General features: G+C 64.2%; 14 protein-coding genes. 11 read left to right on the top strand and 3 right to left on the bottom strand.

Translation table 11 applies throughout. The annotated features are described in order from the left end of the window. Window positions 1-12 precede the first annotated feature (12 nt). The 11 genes from tsaB to K5R33_RS08520 all read left to right on the top strand — a co-directional run bounded on the left by tsaB (window position 13) and on the right by K5R33_RS08520 (window position 9,692). A complete protein-coding gene (gene tsaB, locus K5R33_RS08470) occupies window positions 13-633 on the top strand; it encodes a tRNA (adenosine(37)-N6)-threonylcarbamoyltransferase complex dimerization subunit type 1 TsaB (protein WP_220748602.1) in 621 nt (206 codons plus the stop codon). A gap of 50 nt (window positions 634-683) precedes the next feature. Next, window positions 684-1,103, top strand: a complete 420-nt coding sequence (locus K5R33_RS08475; RefSeq protein ID WP_255576256.1) for a GNAT family N-acetyltransferase — start codon at window positions 684-686, stop codon at window positions 1,101-1,103. Window positions 1,104-1,240: 137 nt separating this feature from the next. Next, entirely contained in the window at window positions 1,241-2,248 is a 1,008-nt protein-coding gene (locus tag K5R33_RS08480) for a BMP family lipoprotein (protein ID WP_220748603.1), read from the top strand. Further along, on the top strand, window positions 2,248-2,610 hold the full coding sequence (locus K5R33_RS08485) for a hypothetical protein (RefSeq protein WP_220748604.1): 363 nt from the start codon (window positions 2,248-2,250) through the stop codon (window positions 2,608-2,610). The genes K5R33_RS08480 and K5R33_RS08485 overlap by 1 nt, the downstream gene beginning before the upstream one ends. Next, window positions 2,607-4,157 carry an ABC transporter ATP-binding protein gene (locus K5R33_RS08490; RefSeq protein WP_220748605.1) on the top strand — a complete coding sequence of 517 codons (1,551 nt, stop codon included), beginning with the start codon at window positions 2,607-2,609 and terminating at the stop codon, window positions 4,155-4,157. Before K5R33_RS08485 ends, K5R33_RS08490 begins: the two co-directional genes overlap by 4 nt. A gap of 139 nt (window positions 4,158-4,296) precedes the next feature. Continuing rightward, a complete protein-coding gene (locus K5R33_RS08495; RefSeq protein WP_220748606.1) occupies window positions 4,297-5,409 on the top strand; it encodes an ABC transporter permease in 1,113 nt (370 codons plus the stop codon). Continuing rightward, window positions 5,406-6,035 (top strand): LysE family translocator, encoded by a 630-nt coding sequence (locus tag K5R33_RS08500; RefSeq protein ID WP_220748607.1) that lies wholly within the window; start codon window positions 5,406-5,408, stop codon window positions 6,033-6,035. Before K5R33_RS08495 ends, K5R33_RS08500 begins: the two co-directional genes overlap by 4 nt. Window positions 6,036-6,038: 3 nt before the next feature. Continuing rightward, window positions 6,039-7,004: an ABC transporter permease gene (locus K5R33_RS08505; RefSeq protein WP_220748608.1), complete on the top strand. Its 966-nt coding sequence runs from the start codon at window positions 6,039-6,041 to the stop codon at window positions 7,002-7,004. After that, window positions 6,988-7,782 (top strand): purine-nucleoside phosphorylase, encoded by a 795-nt coding sequence (locus tag K5R33_RS08510; RefSeq protein WP_220748609.1) that lies wholly within the window; start codon window positions 6,988-6,990, stop codon window positions 7,780-7,782. The genes K5R33_RS08505 and K5R33_RS08510 overlap by 17 nt, the downstream gene beginning before the upstream one ends. Window positions 7,783-8,001: 219 nt before the next feature. Then, window positions 8,002-8,925 carry a sulfite exporter TauE/SafE family protein gene (locus K5R33_RS08515; RefSeq protein ID WP_220748610.1) on the top strand — a complete coding sequence of 308 codons (924 nt, stop codon included), beginning with the start codon at window positions 8,002-8,004 and terminating at the stop codon, window positions 8,923-8,925. Further along, a complete protein-coding gene (locus K5R33_RS08520; RefSeq protein ID WP_220748611.1) occupies window positions 8,925-9,692 on the top strand; it encodes a TIGR02186 family protein in 768 nt (255 codons plus the stop codon). The genes K5R33_RS08515 and K5R33_RS08520 overlap by 1 nt, the downstream gene beginning before the upstream one ends. A 234-nt stretch (window positions 9,693-9,926) precedes the next feature. Here K5R33_RS08520 and K5R33_RS08525 read toward each other — a convergent pair whose 3' ends face one another. Genes K5R33_RS08525 through K5R33_RS08535 form a run of 3 tightly spaced genes read right to left on the bottom strand, consistent with a single transcriptional unit; the run spans window position 9,927 to window position 12,828 of the window. Beyond that, entirely contained in the window at window positions 9,927-10,649 is a 723-nt protein-coding gene (locus tag K5R33_RS08525) for an SDR family oxidoreductase (RefSeq protein ID WP_220748612.1), read from the bottom strand. Further along, complete coding sequence (locus K5R33_RS08530) at window positions 10,646-12,172, bottom strand: ATP-dependent DNA helicase (protein ID WP_220748613.1); 1,527 nt, start codon at window positions 12,170-12,172, stop codon at window positions 10,646-10,648. The genes K5R33_RS08525 and K5R33_RS08530 overlap by 4 nt, the downstream gene beginning before the upstream one ends. Window positions 12,173-12,210: 38 nt before the next feature. Next, a complete protein-coding gene (locus K5R33_RS08535; protein ID WP_220748614.1) occupies window positions 12,211-12,828 on the bottom strand; it encodes an acyl-homoserine-lactone synthase in 618 nt (205 codons plus the stop codon). Window positions 12,829-12,891: the final 63 nt, after the last annotated feature.

Here is a 12,891-nt window from a genome sequence, read left to right on the forward strand (position 1 = left end):
GACACCAGCACCGTGACACGGGACATCACGCTCGCCTTCGACAGTTCTGAACCCCATTGCGCCGTCGCGATCTTGGATGGGCGCGAGGTTCTGTTTCACCGGGTCGAAGCTATGACAAAGGGCCAGGCAGAGCGTCTGCCGGTCCTCATCGAAACGGCCATGACCGAGGTCGGTCTCGCCCCCTCTGACCTGTCCCGGATCGGGGTTGGCACCGGGCCCGGAAACTTCACCGGGACGCGCATTTCCGTGGCTTTGGCCCGGGGCATCGCCCTGGGTGTGGGCATTCAGGCCCAGGGCGTCAGCGCCATTGAGGCCTATGGGGACGGGCGCGACGTGACAGTGTGCCTGCCCGCGCCGCGCGGTCGCGTCATCCTTGGCCACGGGACCCATATTGAGACGCAAGGCATCGAGGATGCGGTGCCAGAGGGAATGCCGAACCGGGTCTGCGGGCCTGCCGCCGAGGACGTCGCGGTTGCCACCGGAGCGGTTTTGCTCGACACTCCAGACCTGGCGCCAGCGATTGGGCTCGCGACAAGAAAAGGCGCAAATACAATCGGAATGCGTCCCGCACCGGTGTACCTTCGCCCTGCGGATGCAGCCCCGACATCTGATTTGCCGCCACGCATACTGTAAACCTTGTCTGACGGTCTTCGCTGTCTAGGTGCAGTCGATAACAAGGCCGGATGGATATGCCCCTCGCTCAGACACTCGCGGCCCTTCACGCAAGCGCCTTCACAGGTGCGGCCCGTTGGTCGCCCCCCGCCTTTCAGGCCGCCATCGAGGATCGCAGCTGCTTTCTGCTCTTGGACGGGCCGGATGCAGACCCGGGCGGCTTTGCCCTCGGGCGCACCGTCGCCGACGAAGCGGAGCTTTTGACCCTCGTCGTCGCGAAGCCCGCACGTCGACAGGGCAAGGGCGTCCGCCTTTTGGCCCGGTTCGAAGACGCCGCGCGCAGCAGGACAGCCCAGGCCGCTTTCTTGGAAGTCGCGGCGGACAACATGCCAGCCCGATCGCTCTATGGACGCTGCGGCTGGTCCGAAGCCGGTCGTCGCAGCGGTTATTACGACGGCGTAGATGCCTTGGTCCTGCGCAAGGACCTGTGACGGAAGGGCAGAGCCACACGAATCCGGTTGATCTTCGTGGATCGCTGCGGCCTTATCCCTTGCATTACGGCATGGCCGGGGGGCCTTCCATGGATGTGGAACGTCTGAACCCGGGCCAGCACCAACGGGAGAGACCGATGAAAATCACCACCAAACTGATGGGCGCTGCTGCGGCCTTGGCCCTGACCTCGGGCATGGCCTTTGCCGATGGTCACGCAAGCCCCGGCCTGATCATCGACCTGGGCGGAAAGTTCGACAAATCCTTCAACGAAAGCGCGTTCAACGGCGCCCAGCGTTGGGCCGAAGAAACCGGCGCCGACTATGCTGAGACGGAACTGGCCAACGAGGCACAGCGCGAACAGACCATGCGCCGCATGGCCGAGCGCGGCGCCAACCCGGTCGTGGTTCTGGGCTTTGCCAACGCATCGACGCTGGACGTTGTGGCCCCTGACTATCCCGACACCGACTTTGTGATCGTGGACATGGTCGTCGATCAGCCCAACGTGAAATCCATCGTCTTCTCCGAGCACGAGGGCTCCTACCTTGTGGGTATGATGGCAGCGATGGCGTCTGAGTCTGGCACCGTCAGCTTCATCGGCGGCATGGATGTTCCGCTGATCTCCAAGTTTGCTTGCGGCTACGCCCAGGGCGCCAAGGCCGTGAACCCTGACATGAACGTCATCGTCAACATGACCGGCACCACGCCCACGGCCTGGAACGACCCGGTCAAGGGCGCGGAACTGACCCGTTCGCAGATTTCCCAAGGGTCCGACGTGGTCTTTGCCGCCGCCGGTGGCACCGGTATCGGCGTCCTGCAAGCCGCCGCCGATGCGGATATTTTGTCCATCGGCGTCGACAGTAACCAGAACTACCTGCACCCGGGCGAGGTTCTGACCTCCATGGTCAAGCGCGTGGACAACGCCGTCTACGACAGCTTCACCGCCGCTGCGGCGGGCGAGCTTGAGACAGGCATCACCGTCATGGGCCTCGACAACGAAGGCGTGGGCTTCGCCATGGACGAGAACAACGCCGACCTGGTGAGCGCAGAGATGGTCGCCGCTGTCGAAGCGGCCAAAGCCCAGATCATCGCGGGCGAGATCACCGTCCACGACTACCTGTCGGACAACTCCTGCCCGGCCTTCTAATGTCCGAGGCGTCCCCCGGTAAGTTGCTCCTGACGCTGCTGCGGGCCTGGAATGAGCCCGACTCCGGGGCGCGCGACACAATCTTGGACGAGGCCGTCGCGGCCTCGTTCCTCTACGAGGATCCCCACGCCCCCGCACCCTTCGAAGGGCGCGATGGCATGGCCCAGTACCTCAGCATTTTCCGCCAGAACCTGCCCGACGCAGAACTACACCCCGTCGAGGCGCCGAAGGTGACCCATGGCACGGCGCTTGTGTCGGCGCGGCTGGACCGCAGCGGACGGAAGTTCGCGCGATTGATCTTTATTGGCCAGGCAGACGCCGGGGCCCTGACCCGCGTCACCGGCTTTGTGGAGAGCGAATGACATCTGACGGCAATCCAGACCTCGCCATCGAATTGCGCGGCATCTCCAAAGCCTTCGGCCCCGTACAGGCCAACAAGGACATCTCGATCCAAGTCAAACGCGGCACGATCCACGGGATCATCGGCGAAAACGGCGCGGGCAAATCCACGCTCATGTCGATCCTCTATGGGTTCTACAAGGCCGACGCCGGCGAAGTGCTGATCGGCGGCAAGACGACCCCGATCCCCGACAGTCAGGCCGCCATCGACGCGGGCATCGGGATGGTCTTCCAGCACTTTAAGCTGGTCGAGAATTTCACCGTTCTGGAAAACGTGATCCTCGGCGCCGAGGACGGCGCCCTGCTCAAGCCCTCCCTGGCCAAGGCTCGGAAACTGTTGACCGATCTCGCCCAAGAATACGAGATGGACGTGGATCCCGACGCCGTGATCGAAGACCTGGGCGTGGGTCAACAGCAGCGGGTCGAGATCCTGAAGGCGCTCTATCGCGAGGCCGATATTCTCATCCTGGACGAGCCCACGGGCGTCCTGACCCCCGCCGAGGCGGACCACCTCTTCCGCATCCTCAAGGGCCTCAAGGACGAGGGGAAAACAATCATCCTCATCACCCACAAGCTGCGGGAGATTATGGAGATTACCGACACGGTCAGCGTCATGCGGCGCGGCGAGATGACGGCCACCGTGAAAACCGCCGAGACCTCCCCGGAGCAATTGGCGGAGCTGATGGTGGGTCGCAAGGTCCTGCTGCGCGTGGACAAGGTGCCAGCAACACCCGGCGAGACGGTCCTATCCGTCCGGGGCTTGCGCGTTGTGGACGATCAAGGCGTGGAACGCCTGCGCGGCATCGACCTGGACATTCGGGCGGGCGAAGTTCTGGGGATCGCTGGCGTGGCCGGAAACGGCCAGTCCGAGTTGCTGGAGGTCCTGGGCGGCTACACGCAGGGCACCGGCACGATCACTATGAACGGTGAGCAGATCGACCTGACCGGCACGGCCTCCGATGCGCGAACGCGGCGGGCCCGCGGCATTGCCCATGTGCCCGAGGACCGGCAGCGCGAAGGCCTCATCATGGACTTCGGTGCCTGGGAAAACGTGGCCTTTGGCTACCACCATTCCGAGCCCTTCTGTCGGGGCCTCTTCATGGACCACGGGGCCATGCGGGACGACTGCGCCGCCAAGATGGAACGCTTCGATGTGCGCCCACCTGATCCCACGCTGGCCGCCAAAAACTTCTCGGGCGGCAATCAACAAAAGATCGTCCTCGCCAGGGAAATCGAGCGAAACCCAGATCTGCTCCTGATCGGTCAGCCCACACGCGGCGTAGATATCGGCGCCATCGAATTCATCCACCAACAAGTCATCGCCCTGCGAGACCAGGGCAAGGCGATCTTACTCGTGTCGGTGGAACTCGATGAGATCATGGCCCTCTCCGACCGGATCGCCGTCATGTTCGACGGGCGCATCATGGGGGAACGACTCCCGGACCAAACCGATGCCAATGAACTCGGCCTCTTGATGGCCGGCATGACAGGGAAAGACGCCGCCGCATGACTCCTTTCGCGTTTCACCCTTCATTAAGGTTAACGGCCCGCCCCTTCGATGTTCCTAAAATATGCTGGGGGGGACGACCGAAGGGCGGCGGGGGCAAAGCCCCCACGCGCAGCGCGCCCATCAGCGCCAGGGGCACATCATGACCGAGTCCCTGCCCAAATGGGCCGATATCCTTCTGATCCCGCTGGTAAACTTGGTTCTGGCACTCATCGTCTCCGGCATCGTGGTCGCTCTGATCGGCAAAGACCCGTTCGAGGCGCTCTACATCCTCGTGAATGGGTCCGTCGGCTCGGCCTACGGCTGGGGCTATACGCTCTTTTACACGACAAACTTCATCTTCACCGGCCTCGGCGTCGCGGTGGCCTTCCATGCGCGTCTGTTCAACATCGGCGGCGAGGGTCAAGCCGCGCTCGGCGGCCTAGGGGTTGCGCTCGTGTTGCTCTATCTGCCCCTACCCCATTGGTCCTTGGCAATAATCGCCGCCTCACTGGGGGCCGCGCTGTTCGGGGCGGCCTGGGCCGCGATCCCCGCCTACCTACAGGCACAACGGGGCAGCCATATCGTCATCACGACGATCATGTTCAACTTCATCGCCTCGGCCCTGATGGTCTACCTGCTCAGCCGCGTGCTGCTTGTCCCGGGAGCGGGCGGATCGCCCGAGACCGCGCGCTTCGTCGAGGCCGTGCGCCTACCGAATGCCTATGACATCGCGCCTTGGCTCGGGTTCAGCCGCTCGACCCCCCTGAACGTCTCGTTCTTTCTCGCACTCGCCGCCTGTGTCTTCGTCTGGGCCCTGATTTGGCGCACACGTTTGGGGTATGAGATCCGGTCATTCGGCAAGTCCGAACCCGCAGGCCTTTACGGGGGGATCTCCTCAACCCGGATCACGATGGTTGCGATGCTCATCTCTGGCGGCTTGATCGGTCTGATGGCCATCAACTCGGTCATGGGGGAGGCCGAGCGCCTGGTCATCGACCCGGTCCAAGGCGCCGGGTTCGTGGGAATCGCCGTGGCACTGATGGGCCGGTCCCACCCCCTTGGCGTCTTCCTGGCAGCCTTGCTGTTCGGCGCTCTCTACCAAGGCGGCGGCGAATTGACCTTTGAGATGAACGGCATGACGCGAGAGATCATCCTCGTCATCCAAGCCCTGGTGATCCTATTTACCGGGGCGTTGGACAACATGGTGCGGGCGCCCATCGCGCGCGTCTTTCTGACCTTGCGGCGCAAACCGGCGCAGAAGGCGGGATCATGAGCGATATCCTGCCCCATGTGCCGGGCCTGCTGGCAGGGCTTGGCATTTTCGCCATGGGGTTCTTGGTGATCGGGCCAAACCTCGCCGCCATCATCGCCACATCGCTGGCCCATGGGCGGCGCCGGGGCCTGGCCATGTCAGCGGGGATCGCCGTTGGCTCCGGCCTCTGGGCAGCCATGACCGTCGCGGGCCTAACGGCCCTTGTCGCGCAGTATGCGAGCGCCATGACCCTTCTGCGATATCTCGGCGCCGCCGTTCTCTTGTGGTTCGCGTTCAAGTCGTTTCGCGCGGCGGTCCGACCCAACCCCGAAAGACAAACCGCGACACCAGTGCGCGGGAATGCCTTTTTGTCAGGCCTTACCATCCAGATGACCAACCCCAAGGCGGCGCTGCAATGGGTGGGCATCGCCGCCGTCGCCTTGGCGCCTAGCGCCCCTTGGCAGGTTGGCGCCCTGCTGATCGGGATGGGCATGGCGTTGTCGTTTGCGGGCCACGGAGCCTATGCCATGGCCTTTTCCACGGCGATCGTCGGCACCGCGTATCACCGCCTGCGCCGCTGGATCGACGGGGCGCTTGGTGTTGTGCTGTCAACCTTCGCCCTACGGCTGGCCACGGAAAGGACCTGAGCGTTGGACTTCCTCGACATCATCCAAATCCTCGACTCGTCCCTGCGGTTGGCCACGCCCCTGCTGCTGGCCTGTTTGGCCGGTCTGTTCAGCGAGCGCGCCGGGATCTTCGATATCGGGCTGGAGGGCAAGATGCTCGCCTCGGCCTTTCTGTCGGCGGCCATGGCGGCCTACACCGGGAATGTCTGGCTTGGCCTGCTGGCTGGCGTGCTGGCATCGCTGATGCTGGCGGCGATCCATGGGGTGGCCTCGATCACGTTTCGGGGCAATCAGCTCATCTCGGGCGTGGCGATCAACTTTTTGGCGTCGGGCCTCACCGTGGTGATCGGCGAGGCGTGGTTCGGCTTGGGCGGGCGCACCCCGCAGCTCGAGGGCGCCGCCCGCTTCCACGAAATCACCCTGCCCTTCGCCGACGCCATTCGCGGGGTGCCTTTCCTCGGGCCCATCTACGCCGACCTGCTGTCTGGCCATTCGATCCTCGTCTACGTGGCCTTGGCCTGTGTGCCCGCCACCTGGTGGATTCTGTCGCGCACACGCTTTGGCCTGCGCCTGCGGGCCGTGGGCGAAAACCCGGCTGCGGTGGACACAGCCGGCATCAGCGTTGTGGGCCTGCGCTTTGCCGCCGTGATGATCTGCGGCGTCCTCTGCGGGATCGCGGGCGCCTATCTGGCCACGGCGCTGTCGGCAGGCTTCGTCAAAGAGATGTCGGCAGGCCGGGGCTTCATCGCCTTGGCCGCGCTGATCTTCGCCAAATGGCGCCCCTGGCAGGCTTTGGGCGCAACGTTCCTGTTCGGGTTGCTCGAAGCACTTGGCAATCGGTTTCAGAGCCTGGAGCTTATGGGCATCGCGATCCCGACTCAGTTCATGCAAGCCCTGCCTTACATCCTGACCGTCGTGATCCTGGCCGGTTTCGTTGGCAAAGCCATCCCGCCCCGCGCCGGAGGAGAACCCTATGTCAAAGAGCGGTGACCTCGCCCGCCTGATCCAGGACCGCGCGGGGGCCGAGCCTCCGCGTTACGGCCTGATCCTGGGGTCTGGTCTTAGCCATCTGGCGGACCAAGTGGACGGCGTGGCGATCGACTACGCGGATCTTCCGGGCTTCCCCCATGCGGGGGTCAGCGGCCATACGCCGAAGCTCGTCATCGGCCAACTGAGCGGCACGCGCGTTGCCGTCTTCGGTGGACGGTCACACTATTACGAAAGCGGCCGCGCCGATGCCATGCGCCTGCCCCTCGAAGTCTTGACGGACCTGGGCGCCGAGGCCCTTGTGGCGACCAATGCCGCCGGTAGCCTGCGCGCAGATATGCCGACGGGCTCGCTGATGCTGTTGACCGACCATATCAACTTCTCTGGCCTGAACCCGCTGATCGGTGAGCCAAGCGACCGCCGCTTCGTGCCCATGGGCGACGCCTATGACCCGGGCCTGCGCGCAAAGCTGCGGGCGTCTGCCGAGGCGACGTCGGTCGACCTGCACGAAGGTGTCTATGCCTGGTACTCTGGTCCCTCCTTCGAAACCCCTGCCGAGATCCGCGCGATCCGCACCCTCGGCGCCGATGCCGTCGGCATGTCCACGGTGCCCGAGGTGATCTTGGCGCGCTTTCTTGGGCTGAAGGCCGCGGCCATTTCGACAATCACGAATATGGCGGCGGGCCTATCGGACGAGGCCATCAGCCATGACCATACCAAAGCCATGGCGCCCTTGGGCGCCGCAAAGCTGTCGTCCGTGCTGACCGACTTTCTGGGATAACCCAAAGACCGCCCCAAAGCAGACACGGCTAAGGGCAGCGGTGCGCCATCGGCCAGAGCCGTGGAGTGCATGGCGCAGCGCCCTTTAAGTCAGGCCAGTTTGGCCGTGCCGATAAGTCCACGGCACGCAATCTTTCCGATTGTTCCGCTAAAGTGAACGCGCAGGGTTTGAAATGACCCACTGGTTCCGCCTATTGCAGGGTAACCCCAGAGGTGCCCCGTGCAAGTCTACCTTCCAATCGCCGAAGTCTCCGTCAACGCCTTCCTCCTTGTGGGCTTGGGCGGCATGGTCGGGATTCTGTCTGGCATGTTCGGTGTGGGCGGCGGCTTCTTGATGACGCCGCTCCTGTTCATGATCGGCATCCCCCCGGCGGTCGCCGTTGCCACCGAGGCAAATATCATCGTCGCCTCCAGCTTTTCTGGCGTTTTGGCCCACCTCCGGCGAAAATCAGTGGACCTGCGCATGGGGATCGTCCTGCTGATTGGCGGCTTGATTGGGGCAGGCCTTGGCGTGCAGGTCTTTTCCCTCCTGAAGGAGTTGGGCCAAGTCGATCTGCTGGTGAAGCTCTGCTACGTCGTGTTCCTCGGGATCATTGGCGGGCTGATGTTCTTCGAAAGCCTGAACGCGATCCGAAAGTCCCGGGCAAAGGGACCGGCCCCGAAAACCGTGCGCCGCCAACGGGGCTGGATCCACGCCATGCCCTTCAAGATGAAGTTTCGCACCAGCGGGCTCTACATCTCAGTCATTCCGCCGATGCTGGTGGGGCTGTTCGTGGGCATCCTGGCGGCGATCATGGGCGTCGGGGGCGGCTTCATCATGGTCCCCGCGATGATCTATCTGCTGGGGATGCCCACCAAGGTGGTCGTCGGCACCTCGCTGTTCCAGATCATCTTCGTGACGGGTTTCGCCACGCTACTGCATGCGACAACGAACTACACCGTAGACATGGTCCTGGCGGTTTTGTTGCTGGTTGGGGGCGTCGTGGGCGCGCAGGTTGGGACGCGCATCGGGACCCGCCTCAAGGCCGAACAACTGCGCATTCTTCTGGCGATCATGGTTCTCGCCGTTTGCGGCAAACTGGCGTTGGACCTGCTGATCATGCCCTCCGAGTTGTTCAGCGTCGGCGTGGACGGGGGGCATTGATGCGGCACCTCCTCTCAGCGCTGGCCTGTTTGATCTGCGTCGCCCTACCGCTGCACGCCGAAGAGGTGGTCGCGGATCTGTCCCAAGACCGCGTTTCCATCTCGACGTCCTTCGACGGCTCCGAGATCCTTGTGTTCGGCGCGGTCAAACGGGATGCGCCAATCCCACAGGGTGCGTCCCCCTTGGCGGTCATCATCACCATCTCCGGCCCAGATGAGGTCGTGACTGTCCGCCGCAAAGATCGCCGGTTCGGCATTTGGGTCAATGTCGAAGGGGTCGAGGTGGAGCGCGCACCGAGCTTCTACGCCGTCGCCTCCACCGTCCCCCTGGACCGGGCGTTGAGCGAGACCGAAGACCAACGCTGGAACATCTCCACCGGGCGCAAGCTACGGGCCGTGGGGGCAACCGAGATGGCGGAAAATCCACCGGCCTTCCTGGAGGCCCTGATCCGCGTGCGAGAGGCCGACGGCATTTACATTCAAGCGGCTGAGACCGTTCAACTCCGGGACTCGACGCTTTTCTCAACAGAGATCGCCCTGCCGGCGGCCTTGACCGAGGGCGACTACAACACCCGGATCTTTCTGACGCGAGACGGGCAAGTCGTGGACAGCTACGCGACCTCCATCTTTGTCCAGAAGGTCGGGTTGGAGCGCTTCATCTATGCGCTCGCCCATGAACAACCGCTGATCTACGGGCTTTTGTCGCTGGCAATCGCGATTGCCGCTGGCTGGATCGCCTCGACCGTGTTCCGGTACTTGCTGCCCTAAGCCCCCGTCCGCGCGCGAAAAATAACGCTCACAGACCCGGCCACCCGACATACCACCAGTCCAGACCTGGCGCGCGCCCCCCATTCGATGTTCCACAAATATGCAAAGCGCCCCCGATCGCCCAGGCGCGACCTAGGCAGATCCAGGTAAGACGTCAGGGACCCGGTCCATGCCACCTCCGAGCCAGGTCTCCACGGTCAACCACCGCCCGCCACTGCGGGCATTGACCCTGCGTTACCCGCGACCGACGTAAGGCATCCCGTTGGCCATGATCGTCATGGTCAGAACATTTGCCTCGGGCGGCAGATCGGCCATATGTTTCACGGCCCGCGCCGCATCGGCCACATCCATCATCGCCACACCCTCGCCGCCCGCATCCCTTTGGGCGGCATCCAGGGCTTCCAGCATCGGCGTGCGCGCGTTGCCGATGTCGATCTGGCCGCAGGCGATGCCCAGCGCGCGGCCGTCTAGCGCCAATTGACGGGTCAAGCCGGTGACCCCGTGTTTGGTAACCGTATAGGTCACCGCGCCCTCGCGCGGGACATGGGCGCTGATGGAGCCGTTGTTGATAATCCGTCCCCCGCCCTGGTGCCGCATCTGACCAAAGGCCGCACGGGCCATCAGGAACATCCCCGTCAGATTGACCGAGACGGCATGGGTCCAATCCGCGACCGAGGTCTCATCGATGGGGGCCGCTGGCACGAAAACACCCGCGTTGTTGAACAGAACATCCAACCGACCGGCCAAGGCCGCGAAGTCGGACACGACGCGGTCGCAGTCCTCGGGCACGGTCACATCCCCGGGCAACACATGTGACTGTGGATGGTCCGCCGCCACGTCGGACAGCGCCTCGGGGCGCCGGGCCATCAGGCCCACGGTCCAGCCCGCCTCCAGGAACAATTTGGCCGTCGCCGCACCGATACCAGATGAGGCGCCAGTGATCAGGATACTCTTCATTCCGAGCTCTCCGCTTCCAGGGTCAGGGGGGCCGCAGGGGCCTTCAGGTCCGCCGTGCCCAGGTCCGTCTTAGGCATCGCCAGTGCATAGCGACGCACCCAAATCACGCGGTTCACCGCGCGGGTGATGGCCACGTAAGCCAGGCGCTTCCAGAGCTGTTGCCCGGCCTCGACCCGGCCTGCGCGACTGGCGGCGTAGAGGTCTGGGGCAAAGACCTGCACCTCTCCCCATTGGGAGCCTTGGGCCTTGTGCGTCGTCACCGCCGCCCCATGCAGAAAGGCCGCGCCCATGCGCGCCGCAAAGGGAAGGAACGGCTCTTCCTCATCCACTTGTTCGATTTTGACGATGGAACTGACGCTGATTTCCGGTTCCGGCGCGCCGACCACGTGCAGCTTGGAAAACCCCGGCTTGCGCCCTGGCCCCAGATAGACGACTTGCGCGCCCTTGATCAGCCCGCGTGCCTCCAGGTCGATGCGGCGTTTGCGATGCTTGAGCGGCAGTTCCAGACCGTCGCAGATCAACGGCTCCCCGGGCAGCAGATGGGTGTCATCGGCGCCGTGGGCCCGGCGAAAGGCGTGGATGAGACGGATCCGCGTCGCATTCCGCCAGACCAGCACCGGTGAGCGTGCCATCAGATCACTGTCCACTCGGCCTGCCACCTGCACTCGATCATCCCGCGCGGCAGCATCCTCCACCATCCGCTCAAAGGTCTCAAAGCTCAGGTCAGGGTCGCCTAAGGCATGGGCCAGATCGAGGATAGGGCTGTCCGCCTCCTGCCGGTGGACACGGTCCAAATGCAGGTGGTCGTCACCGGAGAACCGGTCGAACACCATACGCCCCGACTGGTTGACTGGGGCAAGCTGGGCGGGGTCACCGAACAGGACGAGTGTTGGGAAGATCTCCTTGAGGTCGTCGAACTGCTTGTCGTCGAGCATGGAGGATTCATCGACGAAGCCAATGTCCAACGGGCTCTCGCGCCGCTTCCACCCTGTGATGAAATCGCTGCCCCGCAGGCCCGCCGCCGCCAAGGCGCCAGGGACGCTGTCGGTTTCGTCATACACCCGTTTGGCGCGGTCCATGGCCTCTTCGGTCAGGCCCTCGATCACGGGACGCTCTGCATCCCCGGCCAGCCATTCGGCCAGTTTCTCATATTCCGGGTCGTAGACGGGCGTATAGAGAATCCGGTGGATCGTGGTCGCGGGCACGCCCCGGGTGCGCAAGACGCTGGCCGCTTTGTTGGTGGGCGCCAAGACGGCCATGGTGCGGCGGTCGCCGCCCTTCCGCTCCCAATCGCCCGACACCACGTCCAGCCCGGCCCCCTTCAGGGATTTCACCAATTCCGCCAGCAACAGCGTCTTGCCCGATCCCGCCTTGCCGGTCACGGCCAGAACGCGGCTGTCGTCGTCTTCGCGGGGGGCGGCATAGCCTTCGACGAGGTCAACGCCGCTCTCGCTCAACACCTCGGCGATGCGATCCCAGGCCGTGGCCTGGTCCGGGGACAGAGCGGGAACAGAAGCATCCATGCCCCCTTGTAGCGGCTGCATCCTGGACCGAAAGGCCCTTAGGCACCCACGGCCAGCGGCAGGTGCCCCAGATCGGCTTCGAGCCAAGCGCGGGATTGCTGCGGTGAGATCCCCGCGCGGTCGCACAGCCCGTCATGGACCGCGTCCGAGAATGTCCAGAGTCCCGCTGAAATCCCCGCATCTGTGCCCAGTATATCAGGCTGCCACCCCAACCGGCGATAGACACGGACCATGGGTGCATCAAAAACCGCGACCGAATGGCGGAGCCCCATGGCCAGACCCACCTCGGACGCGGCCAACAACAGGCGGCGTGCCACCCCGGCATCCGCTGTGGGCGACAGGCAGAACCGCGTGCATTCCCAGATCAACGGTGAGCGGATCGGCCCGCCACCGGTCAGATGCGGAAAGACATCGCCCAGCATTGTATCGCCGGTGGTCGGCAAAAACCGCAAGGACCCCGCGTGGCGGCCCCTATGGTCCTCGGCGATCACATAGAGCGGGTCCAAGCGGTCATAGGCATCCGTCTCCCACCCCAGGGCGTCCACATCCACATCCCATCCCATGCGGTCCCGGAACTGCGCTGTGCGGTCGCGGAACATGCCCGCCGCCAAGGCTCCGTTGCGGTCCAAGTCGGAAGCATAAAGATAGCGGATCATCGGAGGGCCCTTTCCTGTCAGCACGTGACAGGGGGCTTCTCCGAGAGCAGATTAACGATGTGT

It is taken from the genome of Jannaschia pagri (assembly GCF_019655435.1).
Classification (GTDB): domain Bacteria; phylum Pseudomonadota; class Alphaproteobacteria; order Rhodobacterales; family Rhodobacteraceae; genus Jannaschia; species Jannaschia pagri.